16 protein-coding genes and 1 pseudogene are annotated in these 20455 nt (G+C 57.8%); 10 read left to right on the top strand and 7 right to left on the bottom strand.

Going from position 1 to position 20455, the window contains the following annotated elements:
* Positions 1-10: 10 nt before the first annotated feature.
* Entirely contained in the window at positions 11-775 is a 765-nt protein-coding gene (locus tag HJC00_RS30505; protein WP_168301584.1) for a GntR family transcriptional regulator, read from the bottom strand.
* On the bottom strand, positions 772-1653 hold the full coding sequence (locus tag HJC00_RS30510) for an N-acetylglucosamine kinase (RefSeq protein ID WP_168257357.1): 882 nt from the start codon (positions 1651-1653) through the stop codon (positions 772-774). Before HJC00_RS30510 ends, HJC00_RS30505 begins: the two co-directional genes overlap by 4 nt.
* Before the next feature lie 513 nt (positions 1654-2166).
* On the opposite strand from HJC00_RS30510, the gene HJC00_RS30515 reads away from it, so the two are divergent.
* The 3 genes and pseudogenes from HJC00_RS30515 to HJC00_RS30525 all read left to right on the top strand — a co-directional run.
* The gene (locus HJC00_RS30515; protein WP_221165091.1) at positions 2167-2889 is read left to right on the top strand and encodes a Crp/Fnr family transcriptional regulator; all 723 of its coding nucleotides are present in this window, start codon (positions 2167-2169) and stop codon (positions 2887-2889) included.
* A gap of 143 nt (positions 2890-3032) precedes the next feature.
* Positions 3033-4244 carry an NADP-dependent isocitrate dehydrogenase gene (locus HJC00_RS30520; protein WP_168301586.1) on the top strand — a complete coding sequence of 404 codons (1212 nt, stop codon included), beginning with the start codon at positions 3033-3035 and terminating at the stop codon, positions 4242-4244.
* A 61-nt stretch (positions 4245-4305) separates the two neighbouring features.
* Positions 4306-5011, top strand: a pseudogene (locus HJC00_RS30525) (IS5/IS1182 family transposase); the annotation flags it as partial.
* 85 nt (positions 5012-5096) lie between these two features.
* Here the strand turns inward: HJC00_RS30525 and HJC00_RS30530 are convergent.
* From HJC00_RS30530 to HJC00_RS30545, 4 genes are read right to left on the bottom strand one after another with little or no spacing between them, the layout of a single operon-like run.
* The gene (locus HJC00_RS30530; protein ID WP_168301587.1) at positions 5097-6062 is read right to left on the bottom strand and encodes a sugar phosphate isomerase/epimerase; all 966 of its coding nucleotides are present in this window, start codon (positions 6060-6062) and stop codon (positions 5097-5099) included.
* A gap of 17 nt (positions 6063-6079) precedes the next feature.
* On the bottom strand, positions 6080-7789 hold the full coding sequence (locus tag HJC00_RS30535; RefSeq protein ID WP_221098986.1) for an iron ABC transporter permease: 1710 nt from the start codon (positions 7787-7789) through the stop codon (positions 6080-6082).
* On the bottom strand, positions 7786-8790 hold the full coding sequence (locus tag HJC00_RS30540; protein WP_210633068.1) for an ABC transporter ATP-binding protein: 1005 nt from the start codon (positions 8788-8790) through the stop codon (positions 7786-7788). Before HJC00_RS30540 ends, HJC00_RS30535 begins: the two co-directional genes overlap by 4 nt.
* A gap of 50 nt (positions 8791-8840) precedes the next feature.
* Positions 8841-9875, bottom strand: coding sequence for an extracellular solute-binding protein (locus HJC00_RS30545; RefSeq protein WP_259664597.1), 1035 nt, complete (start codon positions 9873-9875; stop codon positions 8841-8843).
* 77 nt (positions 9876-9952) lie between these two features.
* Here HJC00_RS30545 and HJC00_RS30550 point away from each other — a divergent pair, with 77 nt between their 5' ends.
* Complete coding sequence (locus HJC00_RS30550) at positions 9953-11143, top strand: ROK family transcriptional regulator (RefSeq protein WP_244604858.1); 1191 nt, start codon at positions 9953-9955, stop codon at positions 11141-11143.
* Between the two features lie 119 nt (positions 11144-11262).
* Here the strand turns inward: HJC00_RS30550 and HJC00_RS30555 are convergent, their stop codons facing one another.
* Positions 11263-12522 carry an ROK family transcriptional regulator gene (locus HJC00_RS30555; protein WP_221165092.1) on the bottom strand — a complete coding sequence of 420 codons (1260 nt, stop codon included), beginning with the start codon at positions 12520-12522 and terminating at the stop codon, positions 11263-11265.
* A 287-nt stretch (positions 12523-12809) separates the two neighbouring features.
* Between HJC00_RS30555 and HJC00_RS30560 the strand changes: the two genes are divergently transcribed.
* The 6 genes from HJC00_RS30560 (at position 12810) to HJC00_RS30585 (ending at position 20366) form a co-directional block, all read left to right on the top strand.
* A complete protein-coding gene (locus tag HJC00_RS30560; RefSeq protein WP_127431442.1) occupies positions 12810-14264 on the top strand; it encodes an ABC transporter substrate-binding protein in 1455 nt (484 codons plus the stop codon).
* A 71-nt stretch (positions 14265-14335) separates the two neighbouring features.
* Complete coding sequence (locus HJC00_RS30565; protein ID WP_221165093.1) at positions 14336-15265, top strand: carbohydrate ABC transporter permease; 930 nt, start codon at positions 14336-14338, stop codon at positions 15263-15265.
* 1 nt (position 15266) lies between these two features.
* A complete protein-coding gene (locus tag HJC00_RS30570) occupies positions 15267-16100 on the top strand; it encodes a carbohydrate ABC transporter permease (protein WP_027681768.1) in 834 nt (277 codons plus the stop codon).
* Between the two features lie 27 nt (positions 16101-16127).
* Positions 16128-17153: a Gfo/Idh/MocA family protein gene (locus HJC00_RS30575; protein ID WP_168301595.1), complete on the top strand. Its 1026-nt coding sequence runs from the start codon at positions 16128-16130 to the stop codon at positions 17151-17153.
* A 79-nt stretch (positions 17154-17232) separates the two neighbouring features.
* A complete protein-coding gene (locus HJC00_RS30580; RefSeq protein ID WP_221165094.1) occupies positions 17233-18399 on the top strand; it encodes an ABC transporter ATP-binding protein in 1167 nt (388 codons plus the stop codon).
* Between the two features lie 182 nt (positions 18400-18581).
* Complete coding sequence (locus tag HJC00_RS30585; RefSeq protein WP_311044201.1) at positions 18582-20366, top strand: methyl-accepting chemotaxis protein; 1785 nt, start codon at positions 18582-18584, stop codon at positions 20364-20366.
* Positions 20367-20455: the final 89 nt, after the last annotated feature.

Raw genomic sequence — 20455 nt, forward strand, 5'->3', positions numbered from 1 at the left:
AAGAAGAGGGTCAGTTTTCGAGAAAGGTGAGCTCGCTGACGAAACCTTCGGCATTGCCTCGGAAAAGAGAGCGGGTGAATTCGATCGCGCGGCCCGAAGCAAGATAGGCAACGCGTTTTGTCAAAAGCCCAGCCGTTCCGACCGCGACGCCAAGCGTTGTGGCGTCCGGATCTTCGATGTTAAGTGCGAAAGTGCGTTGGATCGCACGAACGGGTCTAAAGTTTGCGTCCGCGAGTGTGTTACAGATGGAACAGGTAACGGTACGAGCGTCGGGCAGGAACTCGGAGGAAATGCATATGCGTTCAATCGCAATCGGCTGGCCCGCCGAGCTCCGCAAATGGGTGATGCGCACGACGCGACTGTCGCTTGACAGGCCGAGTGTCATCATCTCCTCTGGTGCGGGATGGGACGTGCTGCGCTCGATGCACTCGACTCTCGTGCCCGATCCAAGCCAGGAAATGCCACCTGTCAAAAGATACGCGCGTGACGGAGGCTGATCTGCGCGGACCGCCGATCCGGCTACGAAGGTTCCTGAGCCGCGCCGGCGAACCAGAAATCCGTCTTGCACGAGATGGTCGATTGCTTTGCGGACCGTTACACGGCTAACGCGGAGATGTTCAGCGAGGTCTCGTTCGGGATAAAGAACGTCGCCCACTTTGAGTTTACCCGACAGGATCGCCTTTTCAAGCGCCAGGCGAAGCCTTTGATAGAGCGGACCGGCGCCGTTGATGTCTGTGCCCCATCCTGGAAGCATAGCCGCAAGCGTGTCGCTCATTCGATCGCTTTCAGATGCCCGAAGCGCGACACAGCCAGGGCCACGGCCCCGCTCAGTGCATCGCCTTCGGGCGTTACCAGTAGACTTTGATGCCGTGCAGCGATCCAGGACGAATACAGCGGCCCCAATCCCCCGAGCAGGCAAATCTTCTGCGTTCCTCGAGCGACTAGACGATCAAGTGCTTCGTCAACTGAAACAGCGGCTTCTTGCAACAGGCGCGCGGCGACAGCATCGCCCCGTTTCATGTGCTCGAATACGCGCGGCGCATAGCGGCCGAAGGCGCCGGGCTTTGCATGCCGCGCAAACTCGACGATATTGCGCGGGTCATTTTTGAATTCCGCAAGGACGGAGGCGGTCATCGCGGACATGTCGTGGATGCCGTCATATGCGAGCAGCGTTTCTTGCAAAAGCGCATGTCCAATACGAGCACCGCTGCCGAGGTCGCCCACAGTAAAGCCCCATCCGCCGACGTAGGTCACCGTTTCGCAGTGGCGGGAAATGTAGATCGTGCCTGTTCCTAAAATGGCGACGGCTCCGTCTTTATCACCAAGCGCGCCTTGTAGCGCGATCAGCCCGTCTGACTCGATGTCCGCCTGGGCGAAGGGTAGCCTGTTTTTCACGTAGTGAACGGCCTCGCCGACATTATTGCCTGCGACCCCAAGTACTGCACGCGCCGAGGCGATGCTACGCGCATTGATGCCAGCTGCGTAGAAAGCCGCGCGGGTCGCACTGGCAATGTTGTCGACGGCCGTATCCGGATCGGAGAGAATGTTAGCTGGCCCGGCTTGAGCGCGCGCAAGGATACTCCCGTTCGCACCGGCGACTGCAGCTCGGCAGCTGGTGCCACCGCCGTCGATTCCGATTAGGTAGACAGTCATCCGCCCGTTCCTTCAGGATGTCATCTGACACAACGTCGATCGCGTTCAGGCCGCACCAGCCGCGCGCACCGCCTTAGTACGTACGTCGCACAAACATACTGGGCTGTCAATTCGAAATCGGCTAGGGAGAGTATGGGCGACCCAGCTGAAGCAACCCGTAATGCCTTTCGACCTGAACCCTTTCCCCGTCGCGAGTAGCCGTCATACAATTTGGGATATGCTCGTGCGCAAACACGTCGGCAGCTTCGTCGCCCAGGGTTGGAAGATCTTTGCTTCGTCGTTCAAGTTTGAAGAATTCTGCGGGTCGGCCTCGTGTCGAGGCAGGCGCTTCCAAAACAGCATGGCACGGAAACTTTGATCTGGATCAACTCGCGGTCCCGGCGAAATTGGTAATCATCAAGCCGCGCCGGAGGAAATCGGGATAGCCGAACCCGCAATCGCGACGTAAGCGTCTGAGTATGCCCAGCATGCGCAGCCACATCCGGCACACGCGGATTTTGAAGGGATCAGGACATGGACGTTGCACGCAGTAAGGGTTCCGACGCCGGCACTCCCGTCGCTTGCGCTTCCTGCCAGGCGCGGCACGGCGTCGTCTGCGGCGTACTGTCGAGCGGTCAGTTAAAGGATCTCGGCCGCCACTCGCTGCGCCGCAAGGTCGATGCCGGCAGCGAGATCATCGCTCAAGGGTCGGAAAGCTCTTTCTATTCGAACATAATGCGCGGGGTGGTGAAACTCTGTAAGGTGATGCCGGACGGGCGCCAGCAGATCGTCGACCTGCAATTCGCCCCCGATTTCGTCGGCAGGCCCTTCGTGCGCGAAAGTACGCTGTCGGCTGAGGCTGCGACCGATGTCGAAATCTGCGTCTTCCCCCGCGACCTGCTCGACCGCATGATATCGGAGACGCCGGAACTGCGGCGCAGCCTGCACGATCTGGCGCTGAAGGAGCTGGACGCCGCGCGCGAATGGATGCTGACGCTCGGCCGCCGCACCGCCGAGGAGAAGGTCGCAAGCCTGCTCTACCTCATCGCCACCCACGCCGAACCGCAAACGGCCACGAGCACCGCCTTCGACCTGCCGCTTTCCCGCGCCGAGATCGCCGATTTCTTCGGGCTGACGATCGAAACCGTCAGCCGCCAGATAACCAGGCTGCGCAAGAGCGGCGTCATTCGCATCGAGAAGTTTCGACATATCATCGTCCCCAACATGGATGAGCTGGAGCGGATGATCAGCGCATAGAACGGGATCAGCTGCCGAATTCGGGATCAGCGCGTGATTACGACGCGGTTGTTGGCGAGGCCAGCCTGTGGCGCCAGCAGCGCTCCTCATCACGTCACCCACCCGGGACCCCGTCCCCCTTCAAGCTCGAACGAGGCAGATACATGAACAAGATCAAGGTCGCCAATCCCGTCGCCGATCTCGACGGCGATGAAATGACGCGCATCATCTGGCAGCTCATCAAGGACAAGCTGATCCATCCGTATCTCGATCTCGACATCGACTATTTCGACCTGTCCGTCGAAAACCGCGACGCCACCAATGACCAGGTGACCGTCGATGCCGCCAATGCCATCAAGAAGTACGGCGTCGGCATCAAGTGCGCGACGATCACGCCGGATGAAGCCCGCGTCAAGGAATTCAACCTCAAGGAAATGTGGAAGAGCCCGAACGGCACGATCCGCAACATCCTCGGCGGCGTCATCTTCCGCGAGCCGATCATTTGCCGCAACGTGCCGCGCCTGGTTCCCGGCTGGACGCAGCCGATCGTCGTCGGCCGCCACGCTTTCGGCGACCAGTACCGCGCCACCGACTTCAAATTCCCCGGCAAGGGCAAGCTGACGATCAAGTTCGTCGGCGAGGACGGTACCGTCATCGAGAAGGAAGTCTTCAACGCGCCGGGCGCCGGCGTCGCCATGGCCATGTACAATCTCGACGAATCGATCCGCGAATTCGCCCGCGCTTCGATGATGTACGGCCTGATGCGCAAGTGGCCGGTCTATCTCTCCACCAAGAACACCATTCTCAAGGCCTATGACGGCCGCTTCAAGGACATTTTCGAAGAAGTCTTCGAGACCGAGTTCAAGGATCAGTTCAAGGAAGCCGGCATCACCTACGAACACCGCCTGATCGACGACATGGTCGCCTCGGCGCTGAAGTGGTCCGGTGGCTACGTCTGGGCCTGCAAGAACTATGACGGCGACGTCCAGTCCGATACCGTCGCCCAGGGCTTCGGGTCGCTCGGCCTGATGACCTCGGTGCTGCTGACGCCCGATGGCAAGACGGTCGAAGCCGAAGCCGCTCACGGCACCGTCACCCGCCACTATCGCCAGCACCAGAAGGGTCAGGAAACCTCGACGAACTCGATCGCCTCTATCTTCGCCTGGACGCGCGGCCTGGCGCATCGCGCCAAGCTCGACGACAATGCCGAACTCGCCCGCTTCGCCGCGACGCTCGAAAAGGTCTGCGTCGACACCGTCGAATCCGGTTTCATGACCAAGGATCTGGCGCGGCTGATCGGCCCCGACCAGCCGTGGCTCTCGACCACCGCCTTCCTCGACAAGATCGATCAAAACCTGCAGAAGGCCATGGCGTGAGCCGGCCTTTCCAAAATAGCTTCGAAGCGGCGGGGATTTCCCCGCCGTCAGATTGCTGCGAGTGTTCGACGCCCCGACGCTCAGCCCAGAACCGCCGCGGTTACAACGATAAATCGGTTGCCCGGGACATCTTCGATTACATCGTCGAACAGGCGATCGGCCACGGGCTGGTCGGCACGGTGGCGTTACACGGATTCGACCCATCTGAAGGCCAATGCCAACAAGGGCGAATACGATCTTGCAATGGTCGAGAAGTCGCGCGCCGACTACTTGGCCGATCTGGATGCGGCGATCGAGGCCGAACGCAAGCTGCACGGCCAGAAGCCCTTGAAGGACAAGGAACGCCGGCCGGAGGTGACGACGACTAAGGTTACGCGCAGCGTTCAGACAGCGGCTATATGATGCGCGACGGCAGGCCGAAGGGCTTTTTCTCTCTCGATCATCGCACGATGGACGGCAAGCTCGCCATCATCACCGATACTTATGTCACGCCAGCCAATGTCCACGACTCGATCGTCTATCTCTCAAGGCTCGACCGGCAGCAGACCCGTTTCGGCTTCGATGCCGGCGCGGACGGGCTGGATGCCGGCTATGCTACGCCGGGCATCGCCAAGGGCCTGGAAGACCGGCAGATCCTTGGCGTCACAGGCTATCGCAATCCCACTCCGCCCAAGCCCGTCATGATGCGCAAGTCGACGTTCGTCTTCGAACCCGAGACCGATGGCTTTCGCTGCCCCGAAGGCCATTTGCTGACCCATTCGACGACACCGACGAAGCCGACAGATTCTTTGGTCTAAACTGTCCATCCATCTGGACCGCGGAACGGTTCAAACGTCAACGCTGCTACCTTTGTCACGACGTAGTGAAGAATTGTCGAGGGCAGGCGCATTCGCCATCACTGCTTTTCCTCTCGCGCGCCTCGGCTACCATCTCCTCAAGCCTAACAGCAACACCGTGAGCGCGGCGATAGTAGGCGGATTCTGGTATCCCATACCGGTCAATTGGCGTCTCGAAGTTGAGCGGAGTCTGATAAGGAGTTGAGGCGATCGCCGAGGCGATCGTGTGCCAATCTAATCGTCCGTCGAATGGCAAGAGATGGTCATCCACTGCTCCGAAATTGTCGTGAATGTGAGTAGCAATGACGCGATCCGCGAAACGCTCCAGCACGGTGAGCTTGCCTGGCTCGATCAGTTCCCAGTGGCCGCAATCGAAACAGACACCGATGAACTCCTTGCCATAGCGAGCGAAGAGGCGATCATAAAGGTTGAGAAAATTTTGGGCGTTGGCGCAAAGAAGAGTTTCCGCGGCGATCTGCACGCCTTTTTCGATGCAGTAGGGCCTGATCTCGTCGAGAGACTGAAATAGGGGATCGAAGAACTCCTGTTCGGCGGCTTCGCTGCGGAACACGTTGTCGGTGATATCGATGTGCAGAACCACGTTGGGGGATTGGAAAGCAGCTGCCAGGTCGATACGGTTACGCAACAGCTCGACACCGCTGCGGCGCTGCCATTCATGAGGCGACAGCAAGTCTTTGCGCATCTCCATCGCGAAAGGACCGTGATTTTTGTGGCCGATCTCGGTGATCGGATTGCGGCCATTGCTGCCATGAACCGAGTGCACCTTCAGCCCAGCATCGGCCACGATCTTGCTTGTAAACTCGATCTCGGCGTCGGCCAGCCAGTACGAACTGCCGGAGTCGGGATTCCAGTTTATGTGTGTGAAGCCAGCTTCCTTGATCAGGGTCAGCGAGTTGCGAATGCCTTCGTCGTACCAACGCTCCTGGTGCGGCCAATGCCAGACGGTGATGCAGGTATCCAATGGATCAGTCTCCTGTTCTAAAGTGTTGTGGTTTCCGGACCTTTGCCGAGGCCGATGCGCTCGGCCAGCAGAATGATCGCCAGTGAAAACGCCATGATCAGAGTGACGTAGACGAGGTTGAGCGCGGCCTGCTCAGGATCGACGGACAACGAGCTGTCTACGATTGCGATCGGCAGCGGCTTGTTGTTGACGTTGTATAGAAACGCCGACAAGGGGTATTCCGACAGGAGATCGTTGAATGCCATCCCGGCCACGAGGATAGCTGTCGGTGCAACTATCGGCAGGATGATGCGGCGGTAGCGATACAGACCCGTGGCGCCCATCGAGCGGGCCGCCTCGTTATAGGCCGGATCGATCCCCATGAAGGCCGCCCGCAGGAATCTCACCATAAGCGGCAAGGCAACGATGGCGTAGCCGATGGGCAGTAGCCAGTAGCCCCCGAGGAGGACTGCGTTTCCAACGAGCGGGTTTGGGGTGTCGAAGGTGACGATCAGCCCGACTGCAAGCAGAATGCTGGGAACGACCCATGGCAGGAAAAAAGCAATGTCCAGAAGGCGCGTCAGCCAACTGCGCCGACCCAGAATAACCGGGACGGCAAAGAGTGTAACGACGAGCGCCGCCGATACCGCGACAAAGCTCATCACTATGGAGTTGAAAAACGGAAGAAAGGCGCTGCCTTCGGTGAAGACGCGGGTATAGTTCTTCAGTGTCAGGCTGGATGGGATCACTTCGATGCCGATGCTCGCGGCAGGGGCGAAGGAGAAGAGTACGACAAGCGCGATCGGCACCGTATAGATAGCCACGAGAAGATAGGCAAACAAATGTAGCACTGCATTGCCGATGGGGCTGCAAATTTTGCGTAGCTGGATGGGCGCAGTCGCTTTCGCGCCGCCGACATAGGAGCCGCGCGCTTCGTAATATTGAGACAGCAGTATAAGCGCCATGAGACATAGTCCCATCATAAGCGCGAGTAAGGCGGCCATGTCGGGACGGCGCAGGCTGTTCAAGGTCAGCACCATCTGGCTCAGCATGTGGAAATCGCGACCGCCCAGCACCTGAGGGGCGGCGAAAGAGCTGATTGCGGTGTAAAGGGTGAGAAGGGTGACGGCGAGGAACGTCGGCATGATCGCGGGCAGTACCACACGCCACAGGATCGTATATTCCGAGGCACCCATACTGCGCGCAGCTTCGATTGTTGCGTAGTCGACGCGGCGCATCGCAGCGCGCAGAAAAAGATAGTAAAAGTTGGTCATCAGAAAGGTATGCGTGAAGAGCACGCCAAACCAGCCGATGAACCAGGCTTGCGGGAGGCTGGAGACGGCGGCCTTCACCAGATGTGTCACCGCACCGCTGGGACCATAGGTGAAGTTGTAGCCCGCCGCCGCAACGACACCGCCGAAGACCAGGGGCGTTGCATAGGCGATTTTCAAGAGTGCGCGACCGCGTACGTGAAAATATTCAAGGACGACGACCTGGAACATCCCGACAATGGTCACCGTAACCATGGTCGCTGACGTCATCCAAAGCGTGTTCCAAAGGGCAGCGCGCACTCTTCGTGATCTTGAAAGTTCGCTTGCGATCTGGCCGACCACCAGGCTGCCGTCCTTGAAAAAGGCCGCATGAAGTGACGCGACTAGCGGCAGGATCAGGAAGGTGATGACGATCCAGATCAGGGCCGCCACTCCGATCCAATAGACTACGCGCTCGACGGGCGCCGCGCGGTTCATCTGCCCGCTTCCTCGAAGATATGCGCCGAGCCCGGCCGGACCGTCCAGGACACGGTCTCACCGATTTCAGGTAACTCGTGCCCCATCCTGGCGGCCGAAATTAAGTGTCCGCCGGCATCCAGGTCGATGCGGCTGTGGGCGCCAAGAAATTCCACATGGCGGACGGTCGCCGGCAACCCGGCTTCTACCGCTTTCCCGACGAACACATCTTCGTGGCGGACAAAGATGCGCCCCCGAACGTCGCGGCCCAGAATTTGCGCGACAACCGGTGCGAGCAGCTCGTTGGCGGTGCCGATAAACTCGCAGATGAACGGCGTCGCGGGCTTTCGATAAAGAGTACGTCCGTCACCGATCTGTTCAACGCCACCGTTCGCCAGCACGACGATCGTGTCGGACATGGTGAGTGCATCTTCCTGATCATGCGTGACAAAGACCGCCGTGAAGCCAAATTCCTGCTGGAGCCTCTTGATCTCGCGGCGCATCGTCACTCGCACCTTGGCGTCGAGATTGGACAATGGTTCGTCGAACAAAAGCACCTTGGAGCCCGCGACGAGCGCGCGCGCAATCGCGACCCGCTGTTGTTGCCCACCTGACATGGTCGCGGGCTTCTTGTGCAGTTGCTCCGTAATCCCGGATGTTTCGGCAATCTGGGTGACACGCTTGACAATCTCGCCCTGCGGGATCTTCGCCACACGCAAAGCAAAGGCGATATTCTCGAAAGCCGTCATCGTTGGAAACAGCGCATAGTTCTGGAATACCATGCCGACGTTGCGCCGCTCCGGAGGCTCGATGGTAATATCTTTTCCTTCAAGAATAATCCGACCGCTCATGACCGGATGAAAGCCAGCCAGGGTCCTTAGGACGCTGGATTTGCCGCTGCCGGAAGCCCCGAGCAGAGCAACGAACTCGCCTTCGTGAATCTCAATCGAGAGGTCGCTGATGACAACCTTGTCGCCATAGCCAATATGCAGTTTATCAATGATGAGGATCGGGGTCGGCATAAACATACTCCTGAGAAGCCTGGCGATCTGCGTCGCCCGGCCCTACATCCTCACCGGATTTCTAGCTCGATCTTCTGCAACCAGCCGTCCAGTTTGGGCGCGACGGCATCCCAATCGATCGGCTGCGCCTTGACTAGTTTCGCATTCGCCTGCACCTCTGGCGGTGATTTGGCCAACGCCGCCGGCAGCACCGGAACCTGACCGAATTTCTTGGCGTAGCCGGCCATGACATCGGCAGAGCCGAACCAGTCGACGAATGCCTTTGCCTGCTCCAGTTGATCGGTTCCCGCCATGATCGCCACGCCTTCAGAAATGACGGGCGTGGCACCTTCCGGGTCAATGACCTTGACTTGCATGCCGAGCTCCTTGGCGTCCTTGATGACGCCGCCGAACCAGTTCAGATTGATGATCGCACCGCCCGATTTGAAGGCTTCCTTGCGCGCATCGGCGTCATCGACAACGATCGCGTTCGCATAGAATGCGCCAAGAAAATCCCATCCAGCCTGAGTGACTTCGCCCTTGTCGTCGAGGAACCGGGCCAAGATGCCGGCAAGATAGACCCTTGTCGTCTGCCAGGCGGTGTTGCCGATGACGTATTTGCCTTTGTATTCGCGCCTTGCCAGGTCCAGCCAGCTTTTCGGCGCCTGCTCAGGGGCAAGCTTTTCGGAATCATAGGCAATGACGATTGGTGTGCTCCAGAATTTGTAGACAATGCCTTCTTTGTCCTTGTATTGCGCAGGGAGGTCCGCAGCCCAGGCTGGGGTGTATGGCTGGAATAGTCCGTTCTTTTTGAGCAGAGCCATAGACGTATCGACCATGCCAAGTACGACATCGGCCTGGGGGTTGTTCTTCTCGGCGACCAGCCGATCAAAAAGTTCTCCTCCGGGTGCGCGCAGAAACTGCACATCGTGACCGGCCGCTTTAGCTTGGGCGACTATCCATTGAACGTTCTCTTCCCCCTGAGGTGAATAAACGACGAGACTCTTTGCCAAAGCCGGAGAGGCGATCGCGATCAGCACGGCGGCGAGGCTCAACAATCGTTTGATCTGGTGCATGGTGTTCTCCCATTTCATTTTGGCGGTCATTCCGGTTTGGCTTTCTTAAAGGATCCTCATGACAGTTTAATTACATTGCGTAATTTAATATATATTGCAATAGCTGTTTGGCTGCTGACAATTTGACACTCTTGGAACCAATGGACCTTTCACGGAACGAACGACGACTGGTCGAACTGATTTTCGTAGGCAAGCAGATTGCGCGGGTCGACCTGGCGGAACGGTCCGGCATGACAGGTGCTTCTGTCACTCGGCTGATAGGTCGCTTAATTGAGATCGGACTTCTGATCGAGGTGGTCGAGCGGACCGGCGCCCAAGGCCAGCCTCGGCGCTTGCTGAGCTTGCGGGCTGACCGATATCTTTCCGCGGGAATAACATTCTCGGTCTCCCGAATGGAGGTAGCAATTGCTGATCTAGCGGGTAAGATTCTTACCTCCCGATCTGTAGACATCGAGACCAGCACAGCTTTGTCTGTGGCAGAGGCGGCGCAGGCTGCTATCGCAGCGATGCTGACCGATCTTGGCACGCCTAAAGATCGCCTTCTCGGGGTCGGCTGCTCGGTGCCCGGCAATTTCGGCACGATGTCGCACATCCTCAAGGCCCACAGCTTCTTCCCGGCTTTCGATGATGGTGAGGCGGACCAAGCTTTTAAAGCGACTTTCGAAGCGCCCTATTACATCGAGAATGATGGAACAGCTGCATCGCTCGGAGAGTATGTGTTCGGCGGACGCATCCCGCAGCCTGATCCGATGTTCTTCATTCACATCGGACACGGTGTCGGGGGAGGGGCGGTTATCGACGGGCGGCCGTACCGCGGTGTCAATGGAAACGCCTGCCTGCCCGGAGTTCTCTACCCGTACGACCAGCCGCGCCCATCCGGCCAAGACCTTTTTGCCACCCTCAACAGTGCCGGCTTCGCCATTCACGACTTCATCGACCTCGATCGGTTGCCAGATAGCGCCGAAGCGGCGTTAGAAATCTGGATTGAACGCGCCGGAAAGCAGCTCAGCGAGACGGTGCGTGTAGCTACGGCGATGTTCGACCCCGCGCTGATTGTCCTTGGGGGACGGCTGCCAGAACTAGTGACAGACAGGCTGGTACGCGCAATTTCCAGTCAGCCAATCCTTGGCCCGTCGCGCGGCTTGGAGGCTGCCGCAGTTGAGGCCTCTCGACTTGGCCCTCGCGCCGGCGCGATCGGGGCGGCCTGCATTCCGTTCTTTGCCTCTCTCTTTTCCGCCGCCGTCGCAGACGATGGCAGTCCTTACCTTAACGGTCGCAAGCCCAAATCCCGACCTTAGAAAATTCGATAGCGCGCCTGAGTCTCTTTAAGAAGCCTACCGGACAGGCCTTGCCCGGCGCGAATCGACACAACAGGTCCGCAAGCCCCTTCGTTGCATATCGGTGTCGCTACAAAGCCTCAAATGACCAGCTTGAGGTGGCTGGATAAAACCAGACCGGCGGCGCCGCGCAGAGCCGTATGGCCTTCGCCGATACCATTCACCGTGATCGATATCTCCTGACCAGGTCTCTTCACCACTCGCTGCTCTACATGCTGCCTGATCAGCTCTGCTGCCTTCATTCCGCCTCCGGCGATGTCTCCATGAAGGACGTAGGAGTTGAGGGAGAGTGTTTGCTGCAGATTGACGATGCCGAAAGCCACGTTCCGTGTGTAACGGACGAGAAGCTCCTCTGCCGCATTCGAGCCTTCGTCTGCTTCCTTGACAAGCCTGGCACAGCTGACGCTCTTGGGATGCGGCAAGCCCATTCGGGCGGCTTCCTTTCGTAACCACGGAAGAGCAGCGACCGTCTCCCAGCAGCCGTGCTTTCCGCAGTTGCAAGGGGCACCATCGATCTGCACCACGGTGTGCCCGAGCTCGCCGCCGGATCCGGCGAGTCCACGATAGACCTTGCCGTCGATGAAGAAGGCGCCGCCGAGAACCTCGCCAGTATAGACCGCTGCGAAATTTTGTTGACCGCGACCGGGTCCGAACCATCTGTCCCCAACAAGCAAGGCACGGGGGTGGTGATCGATGGCAACCGGAAGAGAGAAGCGTTCTTGTAGTATTGCTGCGAGGGGAAGTCCCGTTAGAACGGGAGCAAGATTGACGGTGAGAATGGTTCCATTGTCACTGTCGATCATTCCAGCAGAGGCCACGCCAATGCCAAACGGCGCCTGCTGGGCCTGAGACAGTGTGGCAGTAAGCGTCTCCGTCATGACCGCGATGAATGCTTCTGTGTCGCCATGCGTATCAAATTCAGCTTTCGCAACGGCCTTGATCTCACCGGTTAACGCCACGAGGCATGTTTGTATCGTGCCGGGCAGAAGGAGGACTGCGCCAAGCATTGGTGCATCGGGGTTAAAATAAAGCGGACGAGCCGGCTTGCCGCCTTTGACGTCGGAAGGCGACGCATCTCCCTCAATAAGAAGCTGGTCTTCGATCATCGGCTGCACAATACCGGTTATCGTGGTCCGGTTGACACCTGCAAGTCGAGCGAGATCTGCCCGGCTTTTGGGTCCGTTGTCATATAAGGCTTGAAGGACGCGACCGCGGTTTATCGCTCCAAGCGCCGATTGGGAGACAAGTGTCACGTTACCGCCGTTCTCGCCGACGGCAACTTCTCTGCTGGCAGGGGTGCGCTGGCCCAACGAATAGGACGGCTGGCTCTCAAACTTCAATTCTCTTCTCCAATCTACCGGATCCTTTTAGCCCGTACATTATCGAACGGCCATACAACATAAGGCCCTTTCCGGTGATGCAAGCAGGACCTCGATGACAACCGCAGTACCGGGCCGGAATTTTCGCCGCGACAACTTCTTGACACTAACATAAGTTTGTGCGAGGTACAAACTAACTGCTTACAAAAAGCACATTAGGGGTAACAATCTCAGTATTGACATGCGGAAGCCCAGGGGCTGCGCTGAAGGGCCGGGGTTGGGATACGAAGCAACTGAGGAGGCTGTTTATGACAATCGATATCGGAAATATGTCGCGACGTGACCTGCTGAAAAGCGCTTCCGTCGCAGCTCTTGTGGCTGGCGCGGGATCATTGGCCATTCCACGGAGGGGTGCCGCGCAGGATGCGAACACCGTGCGCGTCCTGTCCGTTGAAGACCCATTTTTTTTCTCAATGAAGGCGCTGGTGCCAGAATACGAGAAGGAAACCGGCATCAAAGTCGAACTGGAGAGTCTCTCCTATGACGCCCTTCAATCGCGCCTCGTGTCTGCCTTTGTCGCCAAGACCTCCGACGCCGATGTCATCGTCGTCGACCAGATGTGGCTCGGGCAATATCTCGACAACGGCTGGATCATCTCGCTGAACGATTTTATTGCCAAGGACAGCGAATTCGACCTCTCCGACTTCATCCCCGAGGTCCTTTACTCCTCGAATATGTGGCGCGGCCAAGTTGGCACACTGCCGGTTGCCGCCTATGCGCAGGGGGTCATGTATCGCAAGGACGTCTTTGACGAACTCGGCATTGCAGCGCCGCCGACCGAGACATCGGAAGACTGGACCTGGACGAAATACATCGACACACTGAAGTCGATGGAAGGCAAATCATTCGCCGGTAAGCCGCTCTTTCCAACCGTCGTTTGCGGTTCCCAGCCGTCGCCGATCGTCCACATGTTTACGCAGGTGTCGGCAAGCCACGGCGCGAATTGGTTCAAATCTTTCCCGGCCGCTCCGTGGGATTTCTCCCCGCAACTGACGAGCCCCGCCTGGATCAAGTCTGTCGAAGTCTATAGGCAGCTCTACAAGTTGTCTCCGCCTGAAGCGATCAACTATGTTTGGTTCGATGCCGGCACCCGTTTCGCCAAGGGCGATATCGGCATGTTCTACTGGTGGACCCCGTACTTCTATCTAATCAAGAACTCGGGCTACATGACCGGCAAAAAGTCGGACATCATGGATAAGTACGTAACGGCGGCCTTGCCGAAGGCCGAGGGCGTGCCTCAGACGGTTAGTCTCGGCGGCTGGAGCCTTGGCATTCCATCGAGTTCCGAAAGGCAAGAAGCAGGCTACGCCTTTATCAAATGGGCGACCTCGAAAGCCACGCAGAAGAAAATGGCCCTTTGGCCGGACCTCAACTACCAGTTCTCCGACTTTGCGCGCATTTCGCTCTATCAAGACGAGGAAGTCAAGGCGATCTATCCTTACCTCGATGTGCAGTATGCGATGATGAAGCAGGGGAACGGCAAGATCACACGCCCGCCTGTCCCTGGTTACACAGCCATCGAAAGCGTGTTGGGTCTCACATTGAACCAGCTTCTGACCGGTAGCGAAGAGCCGAAGACCGGCCTCGAGCGCGCCAACAGCCTGTTCGAGAGCATCCTGAAGGGCAATCTCATGATCCCTTATCAGAAGGATAGCTACACAGATACTCTTGATGGGGCCAAAGCCCTGATCGCCAAGAACTAATTAGAGTTCTCCTCGGGCCGGCGCGAGAGCGATCGCGCCGGCAGCCAAGTGAAGAAGAACTGGATCTGGCAATGCACACGACTACTGTTTGCTCTCCGCGAGCCCTCGGGCCCGCCCGGAAGAGCTTTATCCGACGAAACCTGCCCTACTTGCTGATTGCGCCTTCGGTGGTGATGCTGCTCGCTCTGATCGCCTACCCCTTGCTGTTTGCCCTAAGATCGAGCTTCTATTTCTGGAACCTGCAAATCGGCCCGGAGCCGCTCCAGTTCATTGGGTTCGAGAATTATGTGCAGGCCTTCAACGCTTTCGACTTTCGCGCCGCGCTCACCAATACCCTGATCCTGTCGATCCTTGGCACGGCACTTGAGTTCACGTTTGGCCTGGCGATCGCGCTCATTCTGCTCAAGGCACTGCCTGGCATGAACATCGTGCGGGCCCTGCTGATCCTGCCAACAACGATCGCGCCCATCGTAGTCGGCTTTTTGTTCCGCTACCTCTATGATCCCGGCGGTGGCCTGTTGAGTTGGGTGTTGCAGTCGCTCTGGCTCCCCGTTCCCGCAGAAGGAATTCTTGGCTCGCCATCGACAGCACTCGCGGCGATCCTCTTCGTCGACATCTGGCAGTGGACACCGTTCTTTGCAATCGTTCTCTATGCGAGCCTTTTGGCCGTGCCGGACGAGATTTTGGAGGCCGCACGCCTGGATCGCGCGTCTGCATGGACGATCCTGATGCGGATCAAGCTACCGCTGATCAAACGCACCGCAATCATTATCGTCATGCTGCGCTTCATGCAGATCTTCAACACCTTCGACACGGTGCTTGTGCTCACGCGCGGCGGGCCGGGCACGTCTACACGCACCCTTGGATACTCACTCTACGAACAGGGCCTTGTGAACTTCAACATCGGACTGGTCAGTGCCATGACCTGGATCACCGTGCTGATCGTCAACATCATCGTTGCACTGTACGTCTTCTTCGCGTTCCGAAACGAGGAGTGGTAAAATGTCGCGCCGACACACGAGCTTCAACACGGCACTCACCTACGCCGCCGGCCTCCTCTTCCTGGCAATCTTCGTCGGTCCGATCCTGTGGTTCATCGCCCTTGCGATCCGGCCGGCCGAGACGGCGTTCACCATGCCGCCGCAACTCACATTCGAGCCCAATCTCGACGCATTCCGGCACATCCTCGTCGATCCTGGCACCAACGCGCCGCAACTGGTCAACAGCCTCATCGTCGCGATCGGTGCTGTGCTACTCAATCTGCCTTTTTCGGTTCCCGCAGCCTACGCGTTGTCCCGTTTCAAGCTCCGCGGCAAGAAGAACATCATGTTGTGGTATCTCGGGTTGTTGATGGCCCCGCCGGTCGCGTTTCTGATCCCATATTTCATCCTCATCACGCGCATTGGCCTCCAGGGTTCCTACTTTTCGATGATCCTGGTCCTGCAGACGCTGACGATCCCGTTTTCCGTCTGGTTGATGAAGAGCTTTATCGATGAGGTGCCAGTGGAACTGGAGGAAGCTGCCCGGGTGGACGGCGCCCGTTGGTACACGATCATGTTGCGGATCACGCTACCGATCGTTCGTCCTGGGATCATTGTTACCTCGATGTTCGCCTTCGTGTTCGCGTGGAACAACGCCGCTTTTCCGCTGGTGCTGAGCTCACGCTCGACCGCCACCCTTCCGATCGGAACACTTGGGTATTTCGCAACGAGCGGAGTGACCTGGAACTACATCGCCGCCGCCGCAGTGCTCGCGATGATACCTCCGATGATCATCTTCCTTGTTTTCGATCGATACGTCGTACGAGGCCTCACCTTTGGTTCGGTGAAGGGCTGAGCTTTCCTTTATGAATGGAGTAATGAAATGAATAGACTGCGAATTGGCGTCATCGGCGCCGGTCTCTGGGGCGGCAATCATGCCCATACCTTTAATGTCTTGCCGGAGACCGATCTGGTCGGCGTCTGCGATCTTGATGAGGGCCGGGCGCTGAAGATGAAGGAAAGCTACAGCGCAATGCAGGCCTTCACCGACTACCAGAAGCTGATCTCAAGCGATCAGATCGACGCCATCTCGGTCGCAACGCCTGACTTTACCCACACGCCGATCATTCTAGCGGCTCTGAAAGCCGATAAACACGTGTTGAGCGAAAAGCCGCTTGCGACGACGGTGCGTGAAGCCGAGGAAATCGCTGCGGCTGCCGCTAAGTCCAAGGGCAAGCTGATGATTGATTTCCACAACCGTGTGAATCCGATCCTCGCCCAGGTTCGTGACATGATCCAAAATGGTCAGATCGGCTTGGCCAAACACGGGACCGCGCGTCTTTCGAATACGACATTCGTTCCGCTCGAAATGCTGAGCTGGGCTGCAAAGTCTTCGGCACTCTGGTTCCTGGGCAGCCACCTCGTCGATGTCCTACGTTTCATTCTCGCAGACGAAGTCGTGCGTGTTTATTCGGTTGCCCGCTCGGGTACCCTATTTGCCGCCGGCGTGGATACGAAAGACTTCCATGTGTCGGTGCTTGAATTTTCCAAGGGCACGGTCGTGACCATGGAGAACAGCTGGATCCTGTCGCGTGACAATCCTTCGCTTGTTGATTTCAAGATCGAGTTCGTTGGTGAAAAGGGCCAGGTCCAGGCGGACCCCACCCATAATGGCGGCCTGCGCAAGATCGTCGACGGCGGACTGAAATACAATGACTACATCGGCATAACACCAACCGGCGCGACACGGATCGGCGGTTTTGTCTTGGAATCCATTGCCCGCTTTGTCGATAGCGTTGTGCGAGACGCTCCGCTGCTGGCAGATGCGCAGGACGGTCTGGCAAACACAAAGATCCTGGCGGCGATCGAGGAATCCGTCGCGACCGGCAAGGCTGTGAACATCGGCTAAAGCCGGAACCAAAGGCGAGGGGCATGTCCGCACAAACGGTGCGGCTTGCCTCGCTTGAAAAATGCGGGAGTACATAAAAATGGCGTCCATGACCTTCGACGGGATCGGCAAGACCTTTCCGGACGGGACCGTTGCCGTTGCGAATGTAAGTTTTTCGGTCGCGGACGGAGAATTCGTCGTGTTGGTCGGCCCGTCGGGTTGTGGCAAGTCGACACTATTGCGGATGGCAGCGGGTCTTGAAGCGCTCAACAGCGGCCGGCTGCTCATGGATGACGCTGACGTGACGGAGACAGAACCCCAGGACCGGGATATTGCGATGGTTTTTCAGAACTACGCGCTTTACCCCCATATGACCGTTTACGACAACATGGCCTTCGGTCTGCAGCAGCGAAAAATGCCCAAGGACAAGATCGACAAGCTGGTTCGCGACGCAGCGGAAATGCTTGATCTTACCCGTTATTTAGAGCGCAAGCCCGGGGCATTGTCCGGCGGTCAGCGCCAACGCGTGGCGATGGGCCGGGCGATCGTTCGCGATCCCATGGCGTTCCTGATGGATGAGCCTCTTTCCAACCTGGATGCAAAACTCCGCGTGCAGATGCGCGGCGAGCTGAAGCTCCTTAATCAGCGGCTCGGCGTCACAACCCTTTATGTGACCCACGATCAGGTCGAGGCTATGACCATGGGCGATCGTGTGGCTGTGCTGAAGCCGGTGTTTAATGGACAGGAGAGTAATCTTCAGCAGATCGATACGCCGCAGATGCTTTACGACAAGCCGTCCAATCTGTTCGTCGCGGGGTTCATCGGTTCGCCCGCCATGAATTTTGTTCGGGTCGAGCTGACGGCGGAAGGCGGGTCGCTAAAAGCTGCGGTAACTGGAACGAAAATATCCTTCTCGGTCCCAGCCCAGGGGGCACTGTCGGCCTTCGCCGGGCGACAAGTCATTGTTGGAATTCGCCCAGAGATGTTTAAGGTTTGTCCCGAGGCCGAGGCGTTGTTCAACGAGCAGATCCCGGTTGCCGAAGCGCTTGGAGCCGACACCTTCGTGTTCTTCGACATCGCGTCACCGTCGGTCAATATCAACGATGCTGAAGATACCGAAGACTTTCTCAATAAGGGTAAGAACCGGCTCGTGGCGCGTATACCACCGGCGCTGACGCCTCGACCCAATCAGGTGCTGCCATTGACTGTCGACCTGGAGAAATTGCACTGGTTCGATCCAGTAACCGGGACTGCGATCCGCGACTGACAGAAAGTGCACTTACTATCGCCATCTGGGGTTTCAACTCTTTTCTCCTGCCCTCCCAGGCAACTTGGCTGTCGTCGATTAGGAGGTCGGCGGCAGCCATTTTTTTAAAACCCGAGACATCAAACCATCAGAATCTGAACATCCATCTGCCGTAAGTGATCCCGAGCTTAGAGGAGTGGCCTGTGAAAAACGTTTCCATTGTCGGTAAGTTCTTTATCATCGTGGCTGTCTTCGGCATCCTGGCACTCGGTCTGACGTTCTATCAGAACCGGCAAATGCTGAAGGTTAACGACAGATATCAGGAGCTTCTCGATAGAGATGCATCTGCAGCACTACGCTTGACCCAGTCGAACCGAAGTCTGGAAACAGCGCGTGCCAGCATCAGCGACATGGTGATGACACGGTCGAAAGAGGCGAGGGCGCGCGCTGAAGCTGGCTTGAATGACGCACGAGAAAACTTCGTCAGGTTCATGGATCTGGCGATCGCTGCAGTTCCTGGGCAGAGCGAACTGCCGAAGTTGAAGGCGGATGGATTCTCCGTCCTGACCGATACGTGTGGTGCAGCCATCGCAGTTGGTCGCGGCGCAACTAGTGAAGCCGAGCTTGCCATGGTGCAGCAACTCTATCTCACTCTTTGCCAACCCGCCTTTGCTGCTGTCTCACCGAGATTCACATCCGTCACGGAAAAACTCGCTTCGGACGCAGAGCAAAAGCGTGGTGACGTTTCAAGCGTTGTCCGTGACACGTCCGTGCTGAGTTTGGGAACAGCTATTGTGGCACTCTTCGCTGTCTCGTGCTTCGGCTTTCTCGCAATTCGCTCCTGGTTGGTCAAACCGATCAAGCAGATGGTTACGACAATGGAGGTCATAGCCGACGGCGATCTCATTTCGACTGTTAAGGGAACGATTCGCCGCGACGAGATCGGATCGATGGCCCGGGCAGTACAGATATTCAAGGACAACGAGTTACGGGCGCGCGATTTCGAAAAGGATGCAGAGACAAGCCGTGAAGCAAATGAGATTGAACGTGCGCGTCTCGCCGAGACCGAGCATCGGCGAGCGCAGGATATGGCGGAGGCAACTTCCGGGCTTGCAGAAGGCCTAAGGCATCTCGCCGATGGGAACCTCCTGTTCAGCCTCGACGACAAATTCGCCGACGACTTCGAACCGTTACGGGCGAATTTTAATGCTGCCGTTGCCCAACTCGCTGAGAGCTTGAGAGCTGTGTCGTACGCAACTGAATCGATCGATGGCGGGGCGCAGGAAATCAGTTTGAGCGCGCAGGACCTGTCACGCCGCACAGAGCATCAGGCTGCTTCACTGGAGCAAACCGCCGCCGCTTTGGATCAGATTGCCCAGAACGTCGCCAGTTCCTCAAAGCGCACAGCGGAGGCGCGACATGTTGCGATCGAGGCAAACAAGTCGGCGCGCCACTCCGGCGAAGTGGTCTCAAGCGCTGTGGCAGCAATGCAACGCATCGAACAGTCATCCTCGCAGATCTCCAGTATTGTGGGGGTCATCGACGAAATCGCGTTTCAGACCAATCTTCTGGCGCTCAACGCAGGCGTCGAGGCGGCACGATCCGGCGAGGCAGGAAAAGGTTTCGCGGTGGTTGCCCAGGAGGTGCGGGAGCTTGCTCAACGCTCCGCGCACGCAGCAAAAGAAATCAAGAATCTTATCCTCAATTCGGTTGATGAGGTCAGCAGTGGCGTCAAGCTGGTCCGAGACACCGGCGATGCACTCAAGATTATTATTCAACAGATAGTCCTGATCAACACTCAGCTTGATGCCGTCACCGCCGCTTCCAACGAACAGTCCGCAACCCTTTTTGAGGTCAACCGGACAGTCAATCAAATGGATCAGGTTACGCAGCAAAATGCAGCCATGGCCGAGGAATCCACGGCTGCAAGTACGGCACTTGCCATCGAGGTGAACCGCGCCGGGTTTGCCGGAGGCTCCAACTTCTGAGAAAGTGGAGCCGATATGAGCAAGACAACGAACAAGTTTTCACCGGAAGTCCGCGCCCGAGCCGTGCGGATGGTTTTGGATCACGAAGG

It is taken from the genome of Rhizobium sp. NLR22b (assembly GCF_019685295.1).
In the GTDB taxonomy this organism is placed as follows: Bacteria; Pseudomonadota; Alphaproteobacteria; order Rhizobiales; family Rhizobiaceae; genus Rhizobium.

Excerpts from the sequence above, each read along its gene's own strand:
- HJC00_RS30505 (WP_168301584.1), bottom strand. The coding sequence starts at position 775 with ATGAGCGACACGCTTGCGGCTATGCTTCCAGGATGGGGCACAGACATC.
- HJC00_RS30510 (WP_168257357.1), bottom strand. The coding sequence starts at position 1,653 with ATGACTGTCTACCTAATCGGAATCGACGGCGGTGGCACCAGCTGCCGA.
- HJC00_RS30515 (WP_221165091.1), top strand. The coding sequence starts at position 2,167 with ATGGACGTTGCACGCAGTAAGGGTTCCGACGCCGGCACTCCCGTCGCT.
- HJC00_RS30520 (WP_168301586.1), top strand. The coding sequence starts at position 3,033 with ATGAACAAGATCAAGGTCGCCAATCCCGTCGCCGATCTCGACGGCGAT.
- HJC00_RS30535 (WP_221098986.1), bottom strand. The coding sequence starts at position 7,789 with ATGAACCGCGCGGCGCCCGTCGAGCGCGTAGTCTATTGGATCGGAGTG.
- HJC00_RS30540 (WP_210633068.1), bottom strand. The coding sequence starts at position 8,790 with ATGCCGACCCCGATCCTCATCATTGATAAACTGCATATTGGCTATGGC.
- HJC00_RS30545 (WP_259664597.1), bottom strand. The coding sequence starts at position 9,875 with ATGACCGCCAAAATGAAATGGGAGAACACCATGCACCAGATCAAACGA.
- HJC00_RS30560 (WP_127431442.1), top strand. The coding sequence starts at position 12,810 with ATGACAATCGATATCGGAAATATGTCGCGACGTGACCTGCTGAAAAGC.
- HJC00_RS30565 (WP_221165093.1), top strand. The coding sequence starts at position 14,336 with ATGCACACGACTACTGTTTGCTCTCCGCGAGCCCTCGGGCCCGCCCGG.
- HJC00_RS30570 (WP_027681768.1), top strand. The coding sequence starts at position 15,267 with ATGTCGCGCCGACACACGAGCTTCAACACGGCACTCACCTACGCCGCC.
- HJC00_RS30575 (WP_168301595.1), top strand. The coding sequence starts at position 16,128 with ATGAATAGACTGCGAATTGGCGTCATCGGCGCCGGTCTCTGGGGCGGC.
- HJC00_RS30580 (WP_221165094.1), top strand. The coding sequence starts at position 17,233 with ATGGCGTCCATGACCTTCGACGGGATCGGCAAGACCTTTCCGGACGGG.